This is a genomic window from Peptoniphilus gorbachii, from assembly GCF_016908115.1.
Taxonomy (GTDB): domain Bacteria; phylum Bacillota; class Clostridia; order Tissierellales; family Peptoniphilaceae; genus Peptoniphilus_A; species Peptoniphilus_A gorbachii.
Genome location: NZ_JAFBDH010000001.1, coordinates 208130 through 231311, shown reverse-complemented (window position 1 = coordinate 231311; position 23182 = coordinate 208130). Strand labels below are relative to the sequence as shown.

General features: G+C 28.7%; 24 protein-coding genes. 23 read left to right on the top strand and 1 reads right to left on the bottom strand.

Annotated features, from left to right (window positions below):
* The first annotated feature begins 1 nt into the window (after nucleotide 1).
* From JOD41_RS01095 to JOD41_RS01050, 10 genes are all read left to right on the top strand, one after another.
* Nucleotides 2-1666 (top strand): phospho-sugar mutase, encoded by a 1665-nt coding sequence (locus JOD41_RS01095; RefSeq protein WP_205051234.1) that lies wholly within the window; start codon nucleotides 2-4, stop codon nucleotides 1664-1666.
* Between the two features lie 4 nt (nucleotides 1667-1670).
* Nucleotides 1671-2579: a 1-phosphofructokinase family hexose kinase gene (locus JOD41_RS01090; protein ID WP_205051233.1), complete on the top strand. Its 909-nt coding sequence runs from the start codon at nucleotides 1671-1673 to the stop codon at nucleotides 2577-2579.
* A gap of 11 nt (nucleotides 2580-2590) precedes the next feature.
* Nucleotides 2591-3142, top strand: coding sequence for an isochorismatase family protein (locus JOD41_RS01085; RefSeq protein WP_205051232.1), 552 nt, complete (start codon nucleotides 2591-2593; stop codon nucleotides 3140-3142).
* Between the two features lie 67 nt (nucleotides 3143-3209).
* Nucleotides 3210-4232, top strand: a complete 1023-nt coding sequence (locus JOD41_RS01080) for a metallophosphoesterase family protein (RefSeq protein ID WP_205051231.1) — start codon at nucleotides 3210-3212, stop codon at nucleotides 4230-4232.
* Nucleotides 4222-6471, top strand: coding sequence for an ATP-binding protein (locus JOD41_RS01075; protein WP_205051230.1), 2250 nt, complete (start codon nucleotides 4222-4224; stop codon nucleotides 6469-6471). The genes JOD41_RS01080 and JOD41_RS01075 overlap by 11 nt, the downstream gene beginning before the upstream one ends.
* Before the next feature lie 7 nt (nucleotides 6472-6478).
* Nucleotides 6479-7162: a metallophosphoesterase gene (locus tag JOD41_RS01070; protein ID WP_205051229.1), complete on the top strand. Its 684-nt coding sequence runs from the start codon at nucleotides 6479-6481 to the stop codon at nucleotides 7160-7162.
* Nucleotides 7162-7695, top strand: a complete 534-nt coding sequence (locus JOD41_RS01065; RefSeq protein WP_205051228.1) for a class IV adenylate cyclase — start codon at nucleotides 7162-7164, stop codon at nucleotides 7693-7695. Before JOD41_RS01070 ends, JOD41_RS01065 begins: the two co-directional genes overlap by 1 nt.
* A 54-nt stretch (nucleotides 7696-7749) precedes the next feature.
* Nucleotides 7750-10098 (top strand): phosphoenolpyruvate synthase, encoded by a 2349-nt coding sequence (gene ppsA / locus JOD41_RS01060; RefSeq protein ID WP_205051227.1) that lies wholly within the window; start codon nucleotides 7750-7752, stop codon nucleotides 10096-10098.
* Between the two features lie 167 nt (nucleotides 10099-10265).
* Entirely contained in the window at nucleotides 10266-12806 is a 2541-nt protein-coding gene (locus JOD41_RS01055; RefSeq protein ID WP_205051226.1) for a DUF4268 domain-containing protein, read from the top strand.
* An 86-nt stretch (nucleotides 12807-12892) separates the two neighbouring features.
* Nucleotides 12893-13642, top strand: a complete 750-nt coding sequence (locus JOD41_RS01050; protein WP_205051225.1) for a YfjL-like protein — start codon at nucleotides 12893-12895, stop codon at nucleotides 13640-13642.
* Nucleotides 13643-13697: 55 nt separating this feature from the next.
* Here the strand turns inward: JOD41_RS01050 and JOD41_RS01045 are convergent, their stop codons facing one another.
* A complete protein-coding gene (locus JOD41_RS01045) occupies nucleotides 13698-14837 on the bottom strand; it encodes a tRNA(Met) cytidine acetate ligase (RefSeq protein WP_205051224.1) in 1140 nt (379 codons plus the stop codon).
* 101 nt (nucleotides 14838-14938) lie between these two features.
* Here JOD41_RS01045 and JOD41_RS01040 point away from each other — a divergent pair, with 101 nt between their 5' ends.
* From JOD41_RS01040 to JOD41_RS00980, 13 genes are all read left to right on the top strand, one after another.
* Nucleotides 14939-16135: an acetate/propionate family kinase gene (locus tag JOD41_RS01040; RefSeq protein ID WP_156700809.1), complete on the top strand. Its 1197-nt coding sequence runs from the start codon at nucleotides 14939-14941 to the stop codon at nucleotides 16133-16135.
* Nucleotides 16136-16207: 72 nt separating this feature from the next.
* Nucleotides 16208-16741 (top strand): YceD family protein, encoded by a 534-nt coding sequence (locus JOD41_RS01035; RefSeq protein WP_205051223.1) that lies wholly within the window; start codon nucleotides 16208-16210, stop codon nucleotides 16739-16741.
* Between the two features lie 2 nt (nucleotides 16742-16743).
* Nucleotides 16744-16926: a 50S ribosomal protein L32 gene (gene rpmF / locus JOD41_RS01030; protein ID WP_019107039.1), complete on the top strand. Its 183-nt coding sequence runs from the start codon at nucleotides 16744-16746 to the stop codon at nucleotides 16924-16926.
* A 139-nt stretch (nucleotides 16927-17065) separates the two neighbouring features.
* Nucleotides 17066-17461, top strand: coding sequence for a NusG domain II-containing protein (locus JOD41_RS01025; protein WP_205051222.1), 396 nt, complete (start codon nucleotides 17066-17068; stop codon nucleotides 17459-17461).
* Complete coding sequence (locus tag JOD41_RS01020) at nucleotides 17458-17967, top strand: Gx transporter family protein (RefSeq protein WP_156700815.1); 510 nt, start codon at nucleotides 17458-17460, stop codon at nucleotides 17965-17967. The genes JOD41_RS01025 and JOD41_RS01020 overlap by 4 nt, the downstream gene beginning before the upstream one ends.
* A 1-nt stretch (nucleotide 17968) precedes the next feature.
* A complete protein-coding gene (locus JOD41_RS01015) occupies nucleotides 17969-18544 on the top strand; it encodes a nucleoside triphosphate pyrophosphatase (RefSeq protein WP_205051221.1) in 576 nt (191 codons plus the stop codon).
* A gap of 4 nt (nucleotides 18545-18548) precedes the next feature.
* Entirely contained in the window at nucleotides 18549-19268 is a 720-nt protein-coding gene (radC, locus tag JOD41_RS01010) for a RadC family protein (protein ID WP_205051220.1), read from the top strand.
* An 8-nt stretch (nucleotides 19269-19276) separates the two neighbouring features.
* Nucleotides 19277-19825: an SGNH/GDSL hydrolase family protein gene (locus JOD41_RS01005; RefSeq protein ID WP_205051219.1), complete on the top strand. Its 549-nt coding sequence runs from the start codon at nucleotides 19277-19279 to the stop codon at nucleotides 19823-19825.
* Entirely contained in the window at nucleotides 19812-20969 is a 1158-nt protein-coding gene (locus tag JOD41_RS01000) for a hypothetical protein (RefSeq protein WP_205051218.1), read from the top strand. Before JOD41_RS01005 ends, JOD41_RS01000 begins: the two co-directional genes overlap by 14 nt.
* Complete coding sequence (locus JOD41_RS00995) at nucleotides 20956-21399, top strand: type II secretion system protein (protein ID WP_205051217.1); 444 nt, start codon at nucleotides 20956-20958, stop codon at nucleotides 21397-21399. Before JOD41_RS01000 ends, JOD41_RS00995 begins: the two co-directional genes overlap by 14 nt.
* Entirely contained in the window at nucleotides 21383-21763 is a 381-nt protein-coding gene (locus JOD41_RS00990) for a type II secretion system protein (RefSeq protein ID WP_156700826.1), read from the top strand. Before JOD41_RS00995 ends, JOD41_RS00990 begins: the two co-directional genes overlap by 17 nt.
* The gene (locus tag JOD41_RS00985) at nucleotides 21708-22214 is read left to right on the top strand and encodes a PilW family protein (RefSeq protein ID WP_205051216.1); all 507 of its coding nucleotides are present in this window, start codon (nucleotides 21708-21710) and stop codon (nucleotides 22212-22214) included. Before JOD41_RS00990 ends, JOD41_RS00985 begins: the two co-directional genes overlap by 56 nt.
* On the top strand, nucleotides 22207-23172 hold the full coding sequence (locus JOD41_RS00980; RefSeq protein WP_205051215.1) for a hypothetical protein: 966 nt from the start codon (nucleotides 22207-22209) through the stop codon (nucleotides 23170-23172). The genes JOD41_RS00985 and JOD41_RS00980 overlap by 8 nt, the downstream gene beginning before the upstream one ends.
* Nucleotides 23173-23182 lie beyond the last annotated feature (10 nt).

The following is a 23182-nucleotide window of genomic DNA, read 5'->3' as shown; positions in this document are numbered from 1 at the left end:
TATGTACAGAGATATTTATGAAAAATGGCTTGCAAGTGAAATTTTAGATGAAAATTTAAAAAAAGAACTTTTAAATATTAAGGATAATGAAGAAGAAATTGAAGACAGATTTTATAAGGATTTAGAATTTGGCACTGCAGGACTTCGCGGAATTTTAGGTGCAGGTACAAATCGCATGAATTATTTAACTGTAGGAAGGACAGCTCTTGCTCTTTCGAATTTAATTGAAAGTCTTGGCGAAGATGCTAAGAAAAAAGGAGTTGTCATTGGTCGTGACATAAGACATTATTCCTATGAATTTTCTATCTTAACTGCAGAAATTTTAGCAGAAAAGGGAATTAAGGTTTATCTTTTTCCAGGAATTACTCCAACGCCACTTCTTGCCTATTCAATAAGATACTTAAAAACTATTTCAGGTATTATGATAACTGCTTCTCACAATCCAAAAAATTACAATGGCTTTAAACTTTACTGGGAAAAGGGCTCACAAATTTTATCTGATATTGCTGATAAAATGGAAGCTGAGTCACAAAAAATTGACATCTTAGATTTTGATTTTTCTAGCCTAAAAAAATTAGGCGAATATGAAAATATTAAATTTTTAGGTGAAAGGGTTACAAAATCTTTTTACAGAAATACCTTAAAAGAAAGTCTAACTGATGATGTAGATAAGGAAATAAAAATTGTCTATACACCACTAAGTGGCTGCGGCAATAAATTCGTGAGAAATATTTTAGCCTTTCGAGGATTTAAAAATGTTTATGTAGTGCCTGAGCAAGAAAATCCAGATGGAGATTTCACTAATGTGACAAATCCAAACCCAGAAGATGCTAGGGCCTTTGATAAGGCACTTGAACTTGCAAAAAAAGAAAATGCCGACATAATCATTGCAACTGATCCTGATTCAGATAGGGTAGCTGTTATGGAAATGGGCGAGGATATTTTAAGAATCTCTGGAAATCAAATGGGATTTATCCTTGGAAACTTTATTTTGGAAAGAATTAAGGATAAAAAAATAGAAAATGGTGCAATAGTTAAAACTCTTGTTACTGCTGATTTAATAAAAAAAATCGCAGAGGATTATGGGGTAGAAGTTTTTGAAACTTTAACTGGATTTAAAAATATTTGCAATCTTCCAAATATTTGGGATGAGAGCAAGGAAAAGAAATTTATATTTGGCTATGAAGAGTCTATTGGTTATGTAATTGGTAATCATATAAGAGACAAGGATGCCATTGGAACTTCAATGATTGTAGCGGAAATGGCTGGCTATCTTAAAAAGAGAAACTTAAAAATAAAAGATTATATTGAAGAAATTTATAAAAAATATGGATACTTTGAAGAATTCCTAGACTCAGTTTATTTTGAAGGCAAAGATGGAAAAGAAACTATGAAAAAAATTATGGATGACTTTAGAGAAATCGAAAGCTTTGAAAAAATTGGAGAGCTAAAGAAAAAAGTTGATTTTATAGAAGATGAAGAAAATCCACAAGATCTTTTAAAATTTTATTTTGGAGAAGAAACATGGTTTGCCCTTAGACCATCAGGAACAGAACCAAAATTAAAAATTTATGCCTATGCAGTTTCAGAAGATAAAGATGAAGCTAAGAAAAAAATAAGTGCAATGAAAGAAGAAATAATGGAAAAAATTGAGGGAAGTAGGTGATTTAATGATACTATTTTGTGATTTTAATCCCAAAATTATAAGAGAATACAAATTAGATAGTGAAACTGAAAATATAATTGAAAACTCAAAAATTTATCCCAGCGGTAAGGGTCTATACATGTCTCTTTTTGCCAAAAAACTTGGCGGGGATTCAGAAGTTTTTATGTTAAAGGGAGGTTCTAAGGGCAGAGAAATTGCTCTAAGCTTATCTAGACTTGGCATTGATGTAAATTATACTGCCCTTAAAGATGAAAATGTTGAGGAAGTTATAATAAGGGGTGAAGAAACTGTAAAAGATTATAGAACTCAAGACCCAAGAATAACTATGGAAGATAGAAACGACATCTTAAATTCCTTTGAAAGGGCCCTTTATAACAAAAAAATTGCTGTTATTCCAAAAATTGATTTGTTTGGGATTGAAGATGACATTTATGAAAAATTAATTAAAATATGCTACAAAAATAATTTGAAAGTTGCTGTAAATCCAAAAAATCTCGACACAATGGAAAAGACTAATCCTTATATTCTAATGTTTGACAAAAATGATATTGAAAAAGAGAAAAAGATAAATTATACTGGCGAAGTTATTGAATTCAACAAGAAATTTATTCAAGCTGGAAGTAAAATTGTTTTTGTAAACAGCAAGAGAGCCACAATTATTTCCACAGAAGAAAAAAATTACAGAGCCTATGTAAATAAAAAGAAACTTGAAAGAAATGAAATAACAGAAAAATTTGACACAGAGCTTTCCCTTGCAGGCCTTGCAATGGCTATTGATAGAGATTATGATTTTATCACTTCAATTAAGCTTGCAATATCCTGTGGAGTGTGGGAAAATTTTGTTGAAAAAGATAAAATTGACATGAGCACTATTAAAAAAATTATGAATAGCGTTGAAGTTGAAGAAATTTAAGAGGAGGATAAATGAAGAATTTTCACTTAAATAGAGATCATGTACTTTTTGCCTTTATTGACATTCAAGATAAACTTTTAAAGGCAATGTATAACAAGGAAGAAATTGTAAAAAATTCTACAATTATGGCAAAAGTTGCAAGTATTATTGGTTCAGAAGTAATTTATACTGTGCAATATCCTAAGGGATTAGGATATACTAATGAAGAAGTAAAAGCTCCCTTTAAGGACAAAAAAGAATTTGGAAAACTTACTTTTAATTCCTATGGCGATGAAGAAATTAAAAAAGAAATTGATAGACTTGGGAAAAAACAAATTATTATCTGCGGCATGGAAACACATATCTGCGTTTTCCAAACTGTAAGATCACTTTTAGAAGCAGGATTTGAAGTTTTTATTGTCGAAGATGCACTTGGGTCAAGGACAGAAAAAAATTCAAAAAATGGCATGGAACTACTTAGAGAAATGGGTGCAGTTATAACAAACACAGAAACAGTTTTATTCGACCTTGCAGGCATTGCAGGAACAGATGAATTTAAAACTCTACAAAAATTAATTATCTAATAGAGGAGCTTCACTAGTGAAGCTCTTTTTTAATTTTAAACTGTGATATAATTATTTTGGTGATAAAATGAAAATAATTCACGCAAGTGATTTACATTTAAAAAAATTTTATAGGGGAAGATTACCTCTTGATGTTACAAATAAACTTTTAGAGGATACTTGGTCTGCCTTAAAAGATTTAGCAGACTTTTCAAATGAGGTTGAGGCGGATATTTTTTTAATTGCTGGAGATTTATTTGAGAGGGAATTTTTTAACCTAAAAGACTTAAAAAGATTATTGGATATAATCCAAGGCATAAAAGCTAAGGTCTTCCTAGTTTTTGGAAACCATGATTATCTTTCTAAGGATAATTTATTTTTAAAGGTAAGTTTGCCAGAAAATTTATATATATTTAAAAATGAACTTGATTTTTATGAATTAAGTGACTTAAAAACTCGAATTTATGGAATATCCTACGACAATTTTAGTTTTAAAAAAGATTTTAGCCAGGTAAAATTAGACAAAAGTTTTATAAATATTGGTTTATTTCACTCCGACTTAAAGGACAAAAGATATATGCCCCTTGATGAAAATTTTATGAGAGAATTTAATTATCTTGCACTTGGTCATATTCACAAAAGGGGAAAAGTCTCTAATAATGCCTATTATTCTGGGTCCCTTATTCCACTTTCCTTTAAAGATGAAGGGGAAAGAGGAATAATATTCTTAGATGATGAGAAAAAAACTATTGAGTTTAAAAATTTTTCAAAGAGAGAATTTGTAAATCTTGATGTAAAAATAGATTCTCATATGACCTTTTCTGAAATTTTAAATAATATTCAAGATAAAATAAAAGAGGATAATCTCTATAGGATAAGTCTAAGGGGAAAGAGTCCCCACAAAATAGAAATTGAAAGATTTTTAAAAGAGAACTTATTAGCTTTTTATTTTGAAATAAATAATGAACTTATACAAACCCTTGAAGATGATTTTGAAATTAAAGACAAATATATTTTAGATTTACTAGCTAGCTTTTCTAATGATGAAAAAGAAAGGGATGCAAGGGAATTATGTAAAGATTACATTTTGGAGCAATATTATGATATTTAAAGAACTTGGAATTTTAAATTTTGGAAAATTTGAAAATAAAATAATAGAACTTGATAGTGGTCTTAATATAATTTTTGGAGAAAATGAAGGTGGAAAATCCACTATTGTAAATTTTATTGATGGAATTTTTTACGGATTTAGCAGAGACTCCCTTGCTAGGAAAATTCGTGACGATATTTTTGAAAAATCAAGACCTTGGTCTTCAAGTTTATATAAAGGCTATATAATTTTAAATTATGATGGTAAAAATTATAGGCTTAGTCGAGATTTTGACAGGGATGAGATTTCTATTTTAAATACAGAAAATGGAGAAGATCTTTCTAAGGATGAGAGGAATTTTTTAAAGTCGAGAATTGCCCAGCCTGGCTTTTTATTTTTTGAAATAAGTAGAAAACTTTATAAATCCAGCTTTTTTATTTCTCAAAGACTTTCTCAAATTGAAGAAGATGCTGCAGAAGATTTAAAAAATAAAATAGATAATTTTTCTGTATCTCAAGATGAAAATATTGATTTGACTAAGGTATTGGAAAAAATGAATAAAGACTTAGATGATTTGGGGAATAAGAGGCGAAAAAATTCTGAAATTGGAAGAATTTATACAGAACTTGATAAATTAGCATCTGAAAGATTAAATTTTGTTAACTTAAGAGAAAATTATGAAAAAGTTGCAGAAAAATATAAAGAAACTGAGGAAAAATTAAAAAATTTTAAAGATAAATTAAGAGGAAGAAAACTTTTTGAACTAGGAGAATTAAAAAGAAAATTAAAAGAAATTCAAGATGAAAAGGCAAAGCAAGATGAGAATTTTGATTTTGCAGATTTTGAAAGGGCAATTGAAATAAATAGAACTAGTGGACTATATTCTAGTAAGCTTGATGATTTACTTTCAAAGGAAGAAAATATTTTTGAAATTGACGAAGAAGTAGAAAAAGATTATAAGAAATTTAAAGAGATAAGAGAGGAAATTAGGCTTTTAAATGAAAATAATTATTCAAAAGAAATTGAGATAATATCTGCCGACATAAAAAATATAGAAAAAGTTGTATTTAAATACTCTTTAAAGATATTTTTCTCCCTTCTTGCAGGTGGAGCCTTTATTTTTCTGGCATTTTATTTTAAAAAATATTTTTTAATAATTTTTTCAATCTTATTTTTTACTTACTCTTACTTTAGGATTGTAAAATTTATAGAAAATAAAGACCTTTTAAACCGTCTTAAAAACAAACTAGTAGATTTTAAGAAAAAATCTTTGGATAAAACCATAAAAAAGAAAGAATTTGACCAGGATTTTGAAGAGCTTTTTGAAAAATATAATGTAAATGACGTAAAGGCTTTATCAGAAATTTTAGATGAGAGAAAAGAGGAAAATTTAAAAAATGTTTCAAAAAATGAGTACAATGAAAATTGGAAAGAAAAAAATCATCTTGAAATAGAGACAACTAAAGAAAAAATATCTAGTCTTGAAGATGAACTTCTTAAAATTCTTGAAAAATATAGAGTAAAAAATATAAAAGAACTAAAAAATTTATTTTATGAACTTAAAGACTCTAACAAGGACAAGACAAGTGAATACAAATATAGAATTGATGAGCTTGAAAAAGAAAATCTAAGTGGTGAAATTTATAGAGAAGAGTCATTGGAAAATATTTCAAAAAAAATTAAAGAGCTTACAATAGAGGTCTCAAACTTAGATGGAATTTTAAGGACTCAAGAAGAATCTTTAGAAAAGCTTAGAATTTTAGAGGAAAAATCCTTTGAGTTAAAAGATAAATTAAAAAAACTCGAGTATAAAAGAGATTTACTTGATCTTTCCATAGAAAAATTTGAAGCTTTTATTAAGCTTAGAAGAAGGGACACTCTTCCTATTTTAAAAAATAATATTTCAAATTATTTAGATAAGATGACAAAATCTAAATACAGCGAAATTTTAATTGATGACAGATTTGACATAAAGGTATATGATAAAAACATAGATGATTATGTAGATTTAGATAGTTTAAGTCTTGGCACAATAGATCAAATTTATCTTGCCTTTAGACTTTCTATTTCAAAAATAATTACAGACAAAAAAATCCCCCTTGTGCTTGATAGCCATTTTGATTCCTATGATGATGAAAGACTGAAAAATACTCTAGAAGTTTTATTAGAAGAAGAGCAGGTATTAATTTTTTCAAGCTCAAATAGGGAAAAAGAAATTTTAGATAAGAATAATTCGACGTATAAATTAATTAGACTTTGAGGTGTATATGATATACGCAATAGGAGATCTTCATTTCGATTATACAGAAGAAAAGCCTATGAATATTTTTGGAGACAACTGGGAAAATCATGAAGAAAAAATAATTGAAAACTGGAAAAAAGTTGTTAGTGATGAAGATTTAGTCCTCCTACCTGGAGATATTTCTTGGGCATTAAAATTAGATACAGCAGTTCAAGATCTAATGAGAATTGATAAACTTCCAGGTACAAAAATAATTTCTAAGGGTAATCACGATTATTGGTGGTCTTCCTTAAATAAAATGAACAATTTAGATTTAAAGACTATTCACTTTTTGCACAACAACTCCTTTGAATACAAAGATTATTCCATTTGTGGCACGAGAGGTTGGGCTTCTCGTGATTCTTTTGAATTTTCGGAAGATGATGAGAAAATATATTTGAGAGAAGTTCAGAGACTAAAAAATTCTCTGGATTCCTGTGTAAATAAAAAAATAATTGCAATGATTCACTATCCACCCTTTAATCAAGACTTAGGCCCTAATGAGTTTTCAGAGACCTTAGCAGGTTATCATGTAGAAAAATGTGTTTACGGTCACTTACATGGCAAGGGTCACAAGTATTCCTATGAGGGAGATTTATTGGGAGTTGAATATGAATTTGTTGCAAGTGATTACTTAGATTTTAAATTAAAAAAAATTTTGGAGGACTAATGGAAAGAGAAATTGAAGTTAAACTTCTTGATATTGACATTAAAGATTTTGAAGAAAAAATAAAGTCTCTAGGAGCTATTTTTGTTAAAGAAGAAGATCAAATCAATATAACAATTAATTCAACTGCCCATAAAATTTATAAGAAGCAAGGCTATCTTAGAATAAGAATTGCAAAATCTGAGGGCCAAGAAAAAAAATATTTTACTTTTAAAGAAAATATTTCTGACATAAAGGTTAGAGATAATATAGAGCATACTACTGAAATAAATAGTGTGGAAGATTTAATAAATATTTTAAAATGTCTTGGCTACGATAAATTTCACAAGGGATATAAAAATAGAAAAAAATACAGTTTAAATTCCCTTGTAATTGACATTGACACTTGGGATGAAGATACTTATCCAAAGCCTTATGTGGAAATTGAGGCACCAAGTATGGAAGAAATTTATAGCCTCGTTGATGAACTTAAAATAGATAGAGATCATGTATCTACAATGTCCATTGATGAACTTAGAAAATCTTTAAAAAAATAGTGTGACATATATAATTAATGTGTTATAATATTTTTAGCAAATAAGGAGGAGTTTATGTCTAAGTATAATTATATTAAATGGTTTGATGAAATTGGCAAAGAAGATGTAGGAATTGTTGGAGGAAAGGGAGCAAATTTAGGTGAATTAACTAGTTTTGGTCTACCTGTGCCTCCAGGATTTTGTGTAACAGCTAGTGGCTATACAAAATTTATTAAATATGCAGAACTTGATGAAGTTGTAAAATTTTTAATGGAAGCTGTAGATGTTGAAGATGTTGATGAACTTACTAATGCTTCAAAGGAAATTCAAAAGAAAATTAAAGAAAAAGAATTTGACCCAGAATTAAAAGAAGAAATTTTATCTGCATATAGAGAATTTTCTGAAAATATTGGAGTAAAAGATCCTGAAGTTGCAGTTAGATCTTCAGCCACTGCAGAAGATTTACCTGATGCATCCTTTGCAGGACAACAAGATACTTACTTACACATTTCTGGCGAAGAAGAACTTTTAAATCATATTAGAGATTGTTTCGCTTCACTTTGGACTTCAAGGGCAATTTATTATAGAGAAAAACAAAATTACGATCATTTTGATGTTGCTCTTTCAGTTGTAATTCAAAAAATGGTTAACTCTGAAAAGTCTGGAGTAATGTTTACAGCAAACCCAATTAATAATAGCAAAGATGAAATGATGATTAACGCAAGTTACGGACTTGGCGAAGCTGTTGTTTCCGGAATTGTAACTCCTGATGAATATATTATCGACAAAAAAACTAAAAAAGTCATTGAAAAAAATATTGCCGAAAAAGAATACATGGTAATTAAAAATGAAAATGGTGTTGGAACTAGAGTAGTTAATGTAAAAGATATTTTAGGTAAAGATGCAGTTAAAGCTGAAGCACTTTCTCCTAAAGAATTAGACACTCTTGTTGAAAGAGGACTTAAAGTTGAAAAACTTTATGGTTCAGTTCAAGATACTGAATGGGGATTTGATAGAGACACTAAGGAATTTTATTTCTTACAATCAAGACCTATTACAACTCTTGGCGACAAAGAAGAAAAAGAAGAAAAATTAATAACTCTTGTTAAGGGACTTCCTGCTTCTCCGGGAATTGGCAGAGGTAAAGTAAAATTAATTAAAGACATTTCAGAAATCAACCTTGTTGAAGAAGGAGATGTACTTGTAACTGCAATGACTAACCCAGATATGGTTCCTGCAATGAGAAAATGTGCTGGAGTTGTAACTGACGAAGGTGGAAGAACTTGTCACGCAGCTATAGTTTCAAGAGAATTACAAATTCCATGTATAGTTGGAGCAAAAACTGCAACAAAAACATTAAAAACTGGCGACACTGTAACAGTTGATGCAGTAAGAGGAATTGTTTACGAAGGCGAAGTTCTAAAGGAAAAAGAAGAAAAAAAATCTCCTGATTCACCAAATGTTTCAAGTATTGCCAACTTAGATGAACTTAGAAATTTATTTGCACCAACAACTGCAACAAAAATTTACATGAACCTTGGCGAACCAGAATTAATTGAAAAATATAAAAATCTTCCAATGGACGGCATTGGACTTATGAGAACTGAATTTATTTTCACAAATATGATTGGTGCTCACCCAATGTATTTAGTAAAAACAGGCCAAGGCGACTTAATGATAGATAAACTTGCTGAAGGAATTTCTAAAGTTGCTCAAGCAATTTATCCAAAGAATTTAGTTGTAAGAACTTCAGATTTTAGAACAAATGAATTTAGAGGTCTTAAAGGTGGCGACGAAGTTGAGCCAATTGAGGCAAATCCAATGATTGGTTGGAGAGGTGTTTCAAGATATATTTCTCCAGAATATGAAGAAGGCTTTAGACTAGAATGTCGTGCAATAAAAAAAGTTAGAGAAGAATATGGACTTACAAATGTAATTGTAATGCTTCCATTCGTTAGAACTCCTGAAGAACTTAAAGTTGTTAAGGGAATAATGGCTGAAGAAGGACTTGTTCAATCTAAAAACTTTAAGATTTGGATCATGGCAGAAGTGCCAGCAGTAGTTCTTCAAGCTGAAGAATTTGCAGAATTAGTTGACGGATTCTCCATTGGATCAAATGACTTAACACAACTTGTAATGGGAGCAGACAGAGATTCAGGTGTTCTAAATAATATGGGATACTTTGACGAAAGAAATGACGCAGTTAAAATTGCACTAAAGACAATTATTGATGCAGCCAACAAAAAGGGAATCACTTGCTCAATTTGTGGACAAGGACCAAGCCAATATCCAGAACTTGCAGAATTTTTAGTTGAATGTGGAATCACTTCAATGTCAGTAAATCCAGATACAGTAGAATACACAAGAAGAATTGTTGCAAGTGTTGAACAAAAAATTATTTTAAAGAAACTTAGACAAATGTAAAATCTAAATTAGAAAAGATCTCATGAAAATGGGATCTTTTTTTTGTGGAAAAAATTAAATTGAACTTATAAATTTTTAAAGTTAAAAATTTTTATAAATATTAAACTTAAAAAATAATATTTTTTATATGATAAAATATAAATAGAATTATGACCTAGGAGGTAGTGATGAAAGGCGACGGTATATTTTTATTTTCTTACATGGAAGGGTCTAGTCACAGATATGTTATTCCTGTTTATCAAAGAAGATATGATTGGAAAATTGATAATTGCAAACAACTTTATAATGATTTAATAAGACTTACTAAAAACGGTGGAACTCACTTTTTCGGCAGCATTGTCTCTGATGTCAAAGGCGGCGGAGCAACTACTGAATTCTATATTATTGATGGTCAGCAAAGACTTACAACTGTGACCCTACTTCTTCTTGCTCTTGCAAAGTTAGTAGAAGAGGGCGAAGCTAAGTCTAACGTTAGAGATTTGAGCAACCAAATTATGGAGAGATTTATTATTTCTAAATGGGCTGACATGGATAATAGGATTAAATTAATTCCTGTTAAAAGAGATAGACAAGCTTTATATAATTTGATTTTTGAGGCTAAGGAAGATTACATAGAAAATTCTAATTTAACAATTAATTTTAAATATTTTTATGATAGATTAAAAAATGATTCTGATATTATTGATGAAATTTATTATGCTATTCAAAGACTTCAAGTTATATCGATAACTTTAGATAAAGATGATGATGCTCAGCTAATTTTTGAAAGTTTAAACTCCACTGGTCTTGCTCTTAGTGAAGGTGACAAGATAAGGAATTTTATCCTAATGAATTTGCCTTTAGACATACAAAATGATTATTTTGAAAAGTATTGGATAAAGATAGAGGATTTGACTAATAAAAAAATCGACAACTTTGTTAGAAATTATTTGAGCATTAAGACTTTTTCAACTCCAACTATGGCAAAAGTTTATTTAGAATTCAAAGATTATGTAAATAAGCACAATGACACTCTAAAAGATTTATTAGAAGATATGCTTAGGTATTCTAAGTTTTATAATAAGCTAATGAAAGGCGATAGCAGCTTTAATACTAAAGCTTTAGATGATACCATGTTTAATATGAATAAAATGGAAATTACTGTTACTGAACCTTTCTTTATGGAGGTATTTAGTTTACATGATGAAGGAAAGCTATCTGTTGATGATTTAATTGGAATTTTTACAATTGTTGAAATTTATTTATTTAGAAGAAATATTTGCGGTGTTGCAACTAATGCACTTAATAAAATATTTTTGAACTTAAACAAAGATATTATTAGATATGATGGGTCTACTGATAATTATGTGGAGAAGTTAAAATATAATCTTACTAACAAAAAGGAATCTGGTAGGTTTCCTAAAGATGAAGAATTTTACGAAAATTTAAGTAATAAAGATATTTATTTAATGCGTGGTAGGTTTAAAAACTATTTATTTAATAAAATTGAAAATTACGGCACTGTTGAAACTAAAGATATTTACAATCATTTAGATAGTGGAACATATAGTATTGAGCATATTATGCCTCAAAAATTAAATAATGATTGGTTTAAAGAGTTAGGTGACAATGCTGAGGAGATTCATGAAAAGTGGATTCACAAGCTAGGAAATCTTACTATAACTGGATATAATTCTGATATGGGAAATTCTTCTTTTGAGAAAAAGAGGGATGGAAGTCATGGCTTTAAGAAGAGTGGAATTAGAATGAATCAAGACTTGGCTTTATTGGACTCATGGGGAGAAGATGAAATTGAAAAAAGACATGAAGATTTATTAAATTTAGCAGTAAATGAGATCTGGAAATACCCTATTTCAAGTTATAAGCCTATAATCGCAGATGAAGAATATATTTCTTTGGATGATGATTATGATTTAAAGGGAAAAAAACTTATAAAAATTAACTTTAGAGGAGAAGAGTTATTTTTTAAAAATTGGGCAGAAGCCTTTACTTTTATAATAAAAACCATGCATGAGGAAGATAAGTCGAAGTTAATAAATTTAGTGGCTGAGGAGCCAAGGGACATTTTAGGACTTAATTTTTTTACAACTTCTAATGATTTGCGAAGTTTTGAAAAAATAGATGAGAATATTTTTGTCTCTACAAATAATAATACAAATACAAAAATAAAAATATTGGAGAAGCTATTTGAACTATATAATGAAGGTCTTGATAATTTAGTTTTTTATTTTGAAGAATCTGAAAATTTTGATAGGTCTCCAGAAAACTTAAAAGAAGAATATTGGAATTATGCTATTCCTATAATTAAAGAAGCAAATATTGATAATGAAACTTTTAGAAATGTTAATATAACTAAAAATTCTTGGGTTAGTGGAGCTATTGGCATAAATAGATTTTATATTTCTTGTTATTTTTATATGAAATCTGCTAAAGTATCTATGGTATTAAATAAATCTGACAAAGAAAAAAATAAAGCTGCTTTTGATTATTTGTATAAGTATAAGGAAAGTATTGAAAATAATTTGGGCTATAAACTATCTTGGAATAGGTTGGATGATAAAAAAGTTTCAACTATTGACGCCTCAATAGAAAATATAAACTCAAGGGATAAGTCTAATTGGGAAAAAATTGCAAAATTCCACGCTGATATGAGCGATGCCTTTTATAAGGAATTTGTTCCTAGACTTAGAGAATTCCAAGATAAATAATATATTAAGGATTAAAAACTCGGGGCTAGGCTTCGAGTTTTTTTCTGTGATATAATATAATAAATTCCAATAAAGGAGGTTTTGTTATGAGTAAGGGTAAGCTTAGCAAAGTTTTTATTGGCTTATTTGTTTTATTAGCTATAATTTTCTCAATCTTTTATCTAATATTTTTCGGAAATCCTATTTCTAGACTAATAGCAGAGAGGTCTGCTACTAAATATATTGAGGCTAATTACAAGGACTTGGACCTAGATCGTGACAGGGCCTATTATAATTTTAAGGACGGCTACTATATTGTAAGACTCAGTGACAAAAATAGTGAGGACACTAAGTTTTATTTGAGCTTTGATTCTTTTGGTAAGATAAAGGCAGATACTTACGACTCTATTTTATTCAACACATTTATAAGACTTGATAATGAATTAAATGATTATGGTAAAAGCCTTGCGGAAGAATATAATTTTCCTTATAAAATTTCTTTAACTACAGTTAATGATGATATTGAAGAGAAACTCACTCTAGACCAAAAATTTGATTTTAATAATTTTAAGGAAGATATAAATGCCCAGGCTCTTGGTTATGCTAAAAAGCCAAGCCTTGAAAAGTGCTTTGATCTTCTCTGTGATTTGCAAAAAATTATGGACAAGACTTCTTTAAAGGTTACGAAATATTCTATTATTTTAATTCCAGAGGAAAACAAAAAGCCTGATGGGGAAGCCGAGTCATGGGCAGGTTCTGTTAATGTTTACGATGTTCCAGAAGAAGTTGTAAGGAATAAGGATATAAAAGAATTTACAAATATTTATGAAAAGTCAATAAGAGAGACTAAAGACTAAGAAAAAACTCTCATCCATAGGAATTAGAGATTTTGAAATTTCCAAGGGTGAGAGTTTATTTTTTATAGACTTCTGTGGTGAAGTCTGTCTTTATTTTCCCAGATTTTATGTTGTAGAGATCACTTGCCAAGATTTCTTTATCAAGCATCTCTTTTGTAATGCTAGTTGATTTGTCATAAAAGCTTTTAAAGGAATAAATTTTATTTTTATTTTTTGATTTTTTTAAGATCTCTATGCCTCTTTCGTCGCAGGCAAGGACTCTTGTGTAGGGAGTTTCAAAGGATTTTTTTATGGCATCTTTTTTTATGTCTAAGAGTATTTCTAGGATAAGCCTCTTTATCCTTGACCTGCTGTGCCTCTTTGAGTGAACTTTTTCTATTAGTTCTTCAAAGTTTTTGGAGTCTAAATTTTCTAAAATTCTATTTTCAAGTCCAACTTCATAGTCAAAGTAATGGCTGAAATTTATTTTTTCTGAGATCATTTTATATTTAAAAATTTCAAAATAATTTTCTAATTTATTTTCTGTAATTAGCTCATAGTCTGGAATAAAATTTGAAACATCCTCGCCTCTATAGGCAAGCTTTCTAATGTGAGATGCCGATGCAAAGCCTTCATGGGCAAAATCGTCCTTGTGGTTTACGTTCTTTCTTTCTATTGAGTGAGCTTCAATTTTTGAATTTATTTTTTCTAAATTTTTGATGTACTCCAAGCCTAAAATATTATTTGGTTTTTTTAAAATTTCTTTTTCTTCTTTATTTAGAAAATCCATGGCAAGCTCACGAGATTTTATATAGGAATTTCCCTCATTCAAAAATTTTTTTATTTTCTCATCATCTAAGTTTTTATAAATTTTTTCTGACAAATTTTTTAAAATTGAAGCATCATCTTCACTACCAAAGTAAAGCCTATTTATGATGTCCATAGAATCTAAAATAGAAATGCCGCCGCGAGCAAATATTTCTGCATTTGATGTTGCGTAGAAGAGGGGGAGCTCTAATACAAGACTTGCTCCATTATCCACTGCAATTTTTGCCCTTTCAAATTTATTTATTATGGCAGGCTCGCCCCTTTGCACAAAATTTCCAGACATAATAACAACTATATAATCTGAGTATTCACTTTTTATTTTTTTAATTTGGTAGGCATGACCCCTGTGGAAGGGATTGTACTCCGCAATTATAGAAGCAATTTTCATATTTTAAATCTCCAATTATTGACTAATGGCTACATCTGTTATAAACTTATTATTAGTTATTATACTATATTTAAGAAATTTAAAAAACATGAGGAGGAAATATGAAGATATTAGTAATTAATTGCGGATCTTCTTCTCTAAAATATCAATTAATTGATATGGAAACTGAAGAATTGATGGCAAAGGGTTTAGTTGAAAGAATTGGAATTGAAGGTTCAAGAATTAAACACGAAACAATAGGAAAGGAAAAGAAAACTATTGAAACTCCAATGCAAGACCACAAGAGAGCTCTTGAACTTGTAATGGAATCCCTAACAAATGAAGAATACGGTGCAATTAAATCTCTTGATGAAATTGATGCTGTAGGTCACAGAGTTGTACATGGTGGCGAAGATTTCGCTAAATCTGTTGTAATAGATGAAAAAGTTTTAAAGGGAATTGAAGATAATGTTGAAATAGCTCCTCTTCACAATCCACCAAACATTATGGGAATCAAAGCTTGCCAAAGACTTCTTCCTAATGTTAAACAAGTTGCAGTATTTGATACAGCTTTCCACCAAACTATGCCAGCTGAAAGCTACATCTATGCACTTCCATATGAATACTATGAAAAATATAAAATTAGAAGATTTGGTTTCCACGGAACTTCTCATAAATATATAACTAACAGAGCAGCTGAAATGTTAGGAAAAGATGTAAATGAAGTTAACTTAATTACTTGTCACCTTGGAAATGGTTCAAGTATTTGTGCAGTTAAAAATGGTAAATCAATTGACACATCAATGGGATTCACACCACTTGAAGGACTTGCAATGGGAACTAGATGTGGTGATTTAGACCCAGCTATTCTTCCATTCATTATGGAAAAAGAAAATCTTTCCACTGATGAAATTAACACATTAATAAATAAAAAATCTGGTGTACTTGGAATTTCTGGAGTATCAAGTGACTTTAGAGATATTGAAGCAGCTAGAGATGAAGGAAACAAGAGAGCAAAACTTGCCCTTGATATCTTCGAAAAAAGAGTTCGTGGCTACATTGGTTCTTACATGACTGAACTTGACCATGTTGACGCAATTGTATTTACAGCAGGCGTTGGTGAAAATTCAATTGAAATGAGAGAGTCAATAGTTAATGGATTGAAATCTCTTGGAATTAAGATTGATCCTGAAAGAAATAATGTTAGAGGAGAAGACAAACTTATTTCTGCTGACGATTCTTCCATTAAGATTTTTGTAATTCCAACTAACGAAGAGCTTATGATTGCAAGAGATACAAAGGAACTTGTAAAAGCATAATTTTCAAGATTTTTGTTGACATTTAAAAAATAAAAAGTTATAATGATTTGTATGTATTTTTGAGGTGAGTATATGAAATTAGATCTTAGTACTTTTTTGTCATCTGATGAAGTTAGGCTTGACTTTCAGGGTAGCTTAAAGGAAAATGACACGGATTTGAGTTTAGAAGATCTAAATCTCATCTATCCAATAGAGTACAAGGGATATATTCATGATTTGACAGGGGAATTAGAACTTTGTCTTGATATTTCCTACAAATTCAAAGCAATTTGTGACAGGTGCCTCAAAGAATTTATAAAGGAAAAAGAGACATCTTACATTGCTTACAATTTTAAAGACCCAAGTCTATATGATGAAGATTCAATAGATGAGTATTTTAAAATTACCGATGATTCCATTAATCTTTCAGAGATTATTTTTTCACAAATTATTACTTCTATTGGAGGTAAAAATTTGTGCAGCGAAGATTGCAAGGGACTTTGTCCACATTGTGGAAAGAACTTAAATGATGGTCCATGTGATTGCCATGAAGAAGAATCTGTACAAGAATCAATGGATCCAAGATTTGGAAAGTTATTAGATTTATTTAAAGATGAGGAGGTGTAGAAATGGCCGTACCTAAGAGAAAAACTTCAAAACAAAGAAAGAACAAGAGAAGAGCATCTTCTTACAGATTAAATAAAGCAACAGTAGTTGAATGTCCTAACTGCCATGAAATGAAATTACCTCATAGAGTTTGTCCTTCTTGTGGACACTATGCAGGCAAAGAAATTGTTGCAGAAGCAGAATAATAAAAGTGAGACTAAAGTCTCACTTTTTTTAACTAATTTACTCTATAATATTTTAGATTGATTTCTAAGATTTTATAGAGTTTTTTATTTACAAATTTAAATTATATTTGCAAGTTAAACTTTGTGCTATAATAAAACTATGAAAAAGTTAAAAAAAGCGGATATATTAGTTATTATTTTACTAGTAATTGCCTCCTTTTTGATTTATCTTTTTACAAATAAATTGCCTAAGGAAGAAAATAATATTTCAAAAAAGGTTGTCATAACTGTAGATGGAAAAATTTATAAAGAGCTTCCCTTAACTAATAATACAAAAGAAAAAATTGATATAAATACTATTTATGGTAAGAACGAAGTAATAATTGAAAATGGAAAGGTCTACATGCATGAATCTAATTGTAAGGAAAAAATTTGTATGAAGATGGGAAAAATTTCTATAGCTGGAGATTCGATTATTTGCCTACCTAATAGACTTATGGTAAAAATTGTCTCTGACAAAAAAAATGAGGATAGTTTGGATTTGATAATAAAATGAGAAATAATAGAAAATTAATTTATTTATCTCTACTTAGTGCTTTGGGAATCGTCCTTGGACTTTTTGAAAGTGTTATTCCACTTCCTGTTGCAATACCTGGAGCAAGACTTGGTTTATCAAATATTGTAGTTCTTGTAACTATAGTTGCCATAGGATATAAAGAGGGATTTTTTGTATCTATATTTAAAACTGTGATTTTGGCACTGGTTACTGGTGCAGTTTCTAGTTTCTTTTTTTCAATGGGAGGAGCTATTTTAAGTTCTTTTGCTATGATTTTATCCCACAAATTTTTGAAAAAATATTTATCGCTAATTGGTATTAGTGAGATTGGATCTTTTTTTCACAATTTGGGTCAAGTTTTAGTTGCATCATATATTATGAAAACTACTGCAATACTTGCTTATTTACCACTTCTCGTTATTTTAGGGATTTTTACTGGTTTTTTTGTTGGCCTTACTTCAATCTATGTAGTCGACAATACAAATATTTCAAAAGAGAGAGGTTGAAATGGAAAAAATTATTTTAGCATCAAATTCTCCTAGAAGGAGAGAAATCCTATCAAAATTTATAGACTTTACTGTAATTTCTAAAGAAATTGATGAGATAAAAGATGATTGTTTTTCTCCTTGGACAACTGTTATGGCACTTGCCTATGAAAAAGGAATAGAAGTTGCAAAGGATAATGTTGATGAAGTAGTTTTATCTGCAGACACTTTAGTTGAACTTGATGGAAAGCTTCTTGGAAAACCAAAAAATCGTGAAGATGCAAAGATTATGATTAAAAGTTTAAGCGGAAAAATTCACAATGTTTATACAGGTTATGCAATATTTAAATTATCTAAAAAAATTAAATATGTTAGCTATGATAAATCTTCTGTTAAATTTTATGATTTAAGTGATGATGAAATAGAAAAATATTTAGACACCCTTGAATATAAAGATAAGGCTGGTGCTTATGGAATACAGGGCAAGGGGTGTCTTTTAGTGGAGAATATAGAAGGAGACTATTTTAATATTGTGGGCTTTCCTATTGGAAAGATTAATAGAGACTTAATGAGATTATTAAATTTAAGCTTGTGGTGATTTTATGAAAGATAGAGAAAATGACAGATACACAATAAAAGAGATGCCAGAAGATGAGAGACCTCAGGAAAAATTAATAAAATTTGGGCCAAATTATCTATCCAATGCTGAACTTTTAGCTTTAATAATAAGAACTGGGTCTAAAAGTGGCGATTCATCCATTGATACAGCCAATAAAGTTCTTAGAAGTTTAAAATCAGAAAATGATAAGAATGGCTTAAATAGTCTTAAAAATGCAAACTTTTCAAACTTAATGAAAGTGGAAGGAATTGGAGAAGCTAAGGCTGCCATGATTATTGCTGCTGTGCAACTTGGAATGCGTCTTTCGGCTAGTTCTTACGATTCAAAAATTAGAGTTACATCTCCATCTATTGCTGCAAATTATGTTTTAAGTGATATGAGTGTTTTAGAAGAAGAACATTTTAGGATTATGACTTTAAATACCAAAAAAGAAATAAATTTTGTTAGAGAAATATCTAAGGGCACTATAAATATGACCCTTGTTCACGCAAGAGAAGTTTTTAGGGCTGCCATTTTTGACAATGCTCACACGATTATTTTGCTACATAATCATCCAACAGGGGACCCAAAACCCTCTAAGGAGGACATTGATCTTACCAATACCTTAGTTGAGGCATCAAAGATAATTGGAATTGATATTTTAGATCATATTATTATTGGGGATAATAAGTATTTTAGTTTTTTAGAAGAAGGACTTATGTAGGAGGTTTTATGAGAATTTGTGCTCTTGGAGACTCCATATTTGAAGGATATTTAGTTGGAGGAAAATCCTTAATTTATTATTTGCAGGGAAAAGGTTATGATATTGATAACTACGGTGTCAATGGCTTAACTACTGATGAAGTTTTATATGCAATAAATAATTTGATGAGTTATGATTTATATTTTATTCTCATAGGTTTAAACGATTTTTATAATGGAAGATCTCTTGATTATGTTTTAAAAAATATAAATAAAATTATAGAGAAATTAAAGAGCTTAGCTGGAAAAATTATTGTCATCACACCCTATCCAACATCTTTTAAAAACTTAGATAAAGCTTATGAAAGTTTTATAAATTTTAATTCAGTGAACAATAAAATAGAAAATCTTGACAAAAAATTAAAGGAAAATGCCAAGGATTATAAAGTTGTTTCATTTTACGATTATGCTAAAGAAAATAACATTGAGGATGATTTAATCGATGGAATACATCCTAATGAAAGGCTTCATGAAAAATTATCAATATTTTTAGAGGAAAAATTGAATGGATATTTTTGATGTTTTAAGCAAAAAAATTTCTTATAGGCGATTTTCAAAGAGAGAAAAGATTTTATTGGTAATTTTCATTTTGTTATTTTTAGAATTTTTATTTTATAATTTTTTGATAAAAAATGAACAACAAAAAATTTCTGAAATACAATTTAATGAAAGTATTGAAAATGAAAAAATTAATTATAAATATAGTGGTTTAGAAAATTTTTCAAAGGAAAATATAGATAAAATTGTTGCTGAGAATAATTTAGAAGAAGAAAATATTGCTAAGGAAGCAGAGACAGATATTGAAACACTATCCATATCTGGAATAATAAATAATGGAGATATTGGTAAAATTTCTAAGCTAACAAATTATTATGGTTATTCTAATATTACTTTAAATAGAAATGATGAAAATACATTTAATTTTGAATTTAAGGCAGAAAAGCCATCAAAGGCTGTTTATTACTCCGATTTAAAAAGTGCTTACTTTAATGAAAAAAATTCATCTGATCTAAATAATAAGGAAAGTGAAAAAGAAAATTTAAATTCTAAAGATGATAAGAAAGATAAGAATATAACTGATATAAAAAATATAAAGGCCACTGAATTACAAAGTACAAATAAAAAAATTATGAAAAACTTAACTTTAAAAGGAAAAAAATCTTTAAAAACTAATAATAAAGATAATGTAATTAAGGGTCATGAAGAAAAGTTATCTAACCTAAATGGCGTAAAAGACAATATTGATAATAAATCTAAAGACAAATTAGAAAGTAATCATAATAATTTGGATTTAGAATCAAATAAAAATGAGGAAAATAAATTTATAGTAGATAATAATGTAAATACAAATTATTATAGTGAATCTGGGATTATATCAATTTTTGTAGATAAAGAAAAAATTTACGACATTATAAAGCTTGGAGTTGACAGACATTGTGATGGAGTATCTCTTTCACTTTTATTTCCCTATGATTCTTGCAAAGAAATTGGAATAATTAATATTGCAGGAGAAAAAATTCCTTTTACAGGAAAAATACTTCAAAATGAGTGGTTTAGAATAAATTTATTTGCTGAAGACATTAGTTATATTTATTTTTTGCCACAAAATAATGAAGATTTATTCTTTTTTATAAAAGAAGTTGAATACAATGAAAACATCTAAAGGTTTTACTTTAATTGAACTAGTAATAACAATTGGGATTATAATAGTACTTTTATCAATTGGCGTAATTAATTTTAATGTTCGAGAGAAAATTGAAGCAAGGCAGCAATTAAAAACTTTGGCACTTGATATTAAATTTGTAAAAAATTATGCTCAAGTTAATAATTGTAGAACCAGCCTCAAAATTGAAAATGATGGCTATACAGTTAAATTTGGAGATAAAATCAAAACTATTAAGTTTAATAAACTTATTAAATTAAAATCCACTAATGTATATGATATTAATTTTACAAGTAGCGGGAAGCCATCATATATAAGCAAAAATAATTCTGCGGGTACCATTGTTTATTCTATAGGGGATAAAAAAACTATTACTATAAAAGTTTTACCAGTTACTGGCAAGGTGAATTATTATGATATTAAGGACTAGGAATAAGGGACATTTAATGATTGAAGTTTTGTTTTCAATAGCTATTGTAGGTCTAATTGCATCTGTAATTATGCCAAATATTATTAGTCTCTTGGAAAATCAAAATTATTTAAAAGAAAGAGAATTATTAATTTATGCTGTAAATTCAAAAATGGAAGAGATCATTGGAGATGCTTATAACAATAAAGATTTGAAAATAAATTTTGATAAGGACGATGATACAAAAAAGAATTTTATCATTAATGTAGTAAAAAATAATGAGGGTAATTTAAATCATGTAATTGTTAGTGGAAAGAGGCGTGGTAGTGATGAAGAAATTAAACTTGAAGTATACTTACCGCAAGAAGGGTTATTCACTAATTGAGCTTGTACTTTCTATAGCCATGCTTTTAATCATAACAATGGTTTTAACATCTATTCTTGGAGTAACACAAAAGATATTAAATAAAAGCTACATTAATCAAAATACTAATTCTGACATGTCCTATGCCATAAATTACATAAAAGACGAAATAGAATCTTGTGATTATTACACTTATATTAATGGAGGACTATATTTTATTAAAAAAGTTGACAACAAGTATAATTATATTAGTTATGGATTAAAAGATAATCAATTATTTAGATATTCCACAACTGTAGATAAAATGCAAAAGTTCAATAATTTGCCCAAAAAAGGAAATAATGCCTTGACTGAAGAGATAGGTGCTTTTAAAGTAAGTGACCAAGGGCCTTATTTTAACATTTATTTAAAGTATAATGATAAAGATAAAATAAATTTTAAAATAGCAAAGAGGATAAAACTTTATGAATAAAAGAAAAGAAGGATATATTTATATTTTTACTATTATTTTAATTTCATTGCTTGCTCTTTTCTTTTACTTTATATATTCCTATACGTCAAATACATCATACATAAGCTTAAATAAAGTTGAAAAGATTCAGGCAAATTATGCGGCAGAATCTGTATTAAATATTAGAAGCTCTGAAGAAAATTTTAATAAAGACTTAGAAAAATTAATTAATTCTCATAGCATTTATAATAATTTAGCTTGTGGATTTAAACCAAATGATACAGAAATTAAAAGACTTCAGTTAAGATTGCTAGACGATGATAAGAGTATAAAAAATTTTGATCTAGTTGAACTTTCTACTGACATAAAATATAAAAACTCACTAGCTAGTGCTAAAATTAGGGCAAATTATATTAATAAATTATATAAAATGGATGACGGTGTCCTAAATTCAGGAAAAGTTAATAAGTATGATTTGGAAAAAATAAAAAATTCTTTTGAAAAAAATAATTGGACGCATGTTAAATATAAGCTTATAAATTTAGATGGTGATTTTATTTATGGAGATGAAAAGGGAAAGAAATACATTTTTCAAGAAGTCGAGGAGATAAATGAGGTTACTTTAGAAAAAACTATAAAAAGAATTCCTAGGATTTCTTTAGATAATGTAAATATAATAGTACAAAATAGTGGAAGTTTAAAAATAGAATCGGACATAAATAATCAAATTTTAGTAATAAATGACAAAGTTTTGTTTAACCATAATAAAATATCTGGTATAATTATTTTAAATAATAATGCACAAATTTCTAATAATTGCAAATTAGTGGGGTATTTAATTGATTTATACGACAAAAATTCTAGTATAAGCGTTGAATATAATCCACCAGTCTTAAAATTTTATGGTTCAGTTATGCCTGATTTTATAAAATTTCAGCCAATTTCACTTAATCATTATGATTTAGAAGACAATACTTAATATGGAGGAA

Excerpts from the sequence above, each read along its gene's own strand:
- JOD41_RS01045 (WP_205051224.1), bottom strand. The coding sequence starts at position 14,837 with ATGAAAATTGCTTCTATAATTGCGGAGTACAATCCCTTCCACAGGGGT.
- JOD41_RS01095 (WP_205051234.1), top strand. The coding sequence starts at position 2 with ATGTACAGAGATATTTATGAAAAATGGCTTGCAAGTGAAATTTTAGAT.
- JOD41_RS01035 (WP_205051223.1), top strand. The coding sequence starts at position 16,208 with ATGAAATTAGATCTTAGTACTTTTTTGTCATCTGATGAAGTTAGGCTT.
- rpmF (WP_019107039.1), top strand. The coding sequence starts at position 16,744 with ATGGCCGTACCTAAGAGAAAAACTTCAAAACAAAGAAAGAACAAGAGA.
- JOD41_RS01050 (WP_205051225.1), top strand. The coding sequence starts at position 12,893 with ATGAGTAAGGGTAAGCTTAGCAAAGTTTTTATTGGCTTATTTGTTTTA.
- radC (WP_205051220.1), top strand. The coding sequence starts at position 18,549 with ATGAAAGATAGAGAAAATGACAGATACACAATAAAAGAGATGCCAGAA.
- JOD41_RS01055 (WP_205051226.1), top strand. The coding sequence starts at position 10,266 with ATGAAAGGCGACGGTATATTTTTATTTTCTTACATGGAAGGGTCTAGT.
- JOD41_RS01005 (WP_205051219.1), top strand. The coding sequence starts at position 19,277 with ATGAGAATTTGTGCTCTTGGAGACTCCATATTTGAAGGATATTTAGTT.
- JOD41_RS01015 (WP_205051221.1), top strand. The coding sequence starts at position 17,969 with ATGGAAAAAATTATTTTAGCATCAAATTCTCCTAGAAGGAGAGAAATC.
- JOD41_RS01070 (WP_205051229.1), top strand. The coding sequence starts at position 6,479 with ATGATATACGCAATAGGAGATCTTCATTTCGATTATACAGAAGAAAAG.
- ppsA (WP_205051227.1), top strand. The coding sequence starts at position 7,750 with ATGTCTAAGTATAATTATATTAAATGGTTTGATGAAATTGGCAAAGAA.
- JOD41_RS01065 (WP_205051228.1), top strand. The coding sequence starts at position 7,162 with ATGGAAAGAGAAATTGAAGTTAAACTTCTTGATATTGACATTAAAGAT.
- JOD41_RS00985 (WP_205051216.1), top strand. The coding sequence starts at position 21,708 with ATGAAGAAATTAAACTTGAAGTATACTTACCGCAAGAAGGGTTATTCA.
- JOD41_RS01085 (WP_205051232.1), top strand. The coding sequence starts at position 2,591 with ATGAAGAATTTTCACTTAAATAGAGATCATGTACTTTTTGCCTTTATT.
- JOD41_RS01000 (WP_205051218.1), top strand. The coding sequence starts at position 19,812 with ATGGATATTTTTGATGTTTTAAGCAAAAAAATTTCTTATAGGCGATTT.
- JOD41_RS01090 (WP_205051233.1), top strand. The coding sequence starts at position 1,671 with ATGATACTATTTTGTGATTTTAATCCCAAAATTATAAGAGAATACAAA.
- JOD41_RS01040 (WP_156700809.1), top strand. The coding sequence starts at position 14,939 with ATGAAGATATTAGTAATTAATTGCGGATCTTCTTCTCTAAAATATCAA.
- JOD41_RS01020 (WP_156700815.1), top strand. The coding sequence starts at position 17,458 with ATGAGAAATAATAGAAAATTAATTTATTTATCTCTACTTAGTGCTTTG.
- JOD41_RS01025 (WP_205051222.1), top strand. The coding sequence starts at position 17,066 with ATGAAAAAGTTAAAAAAAGCGGATATATTAGTTATTATTTTACTAGTA.
- JOD41_RS00995 (WP_205051217.1), top strand. The coding sequence starts at position 20,956 with ATGAAAACATCTAAAGGTTTTACTTTAATTGAACTAGTAATAACAATT.
- JOD41_RS00980 (WP_205051215.1), top strand. The coding sequence starts at position 22,207 with ATGAATAAAAGAAAAGAAGGATATATTTATATTTTTACTATTATTTTA.
- JOD41_RS01075 (WP_205051230.1), top strand. The coding sequence starts at position 4,222 with ATGATATTTAAAGAACTTGGAATTTTAAATTTTGGAAAATTTGAAAAT.
- JOD41_RS00990 (WP_156700826.1), top strand. The coding sequence starts at position 21,383 with ATGATATTAAGGACTAGGAATAAGGGACATTTAATGATTGAAGTTTTG.
- JOD41_RS01080 (WP_205051231.1), top strand. The coding sequence starts at position 3,210 with ATGAAAATAATTCACGCAAGTGATTTACATTTAAAAAAATTTTATAGG.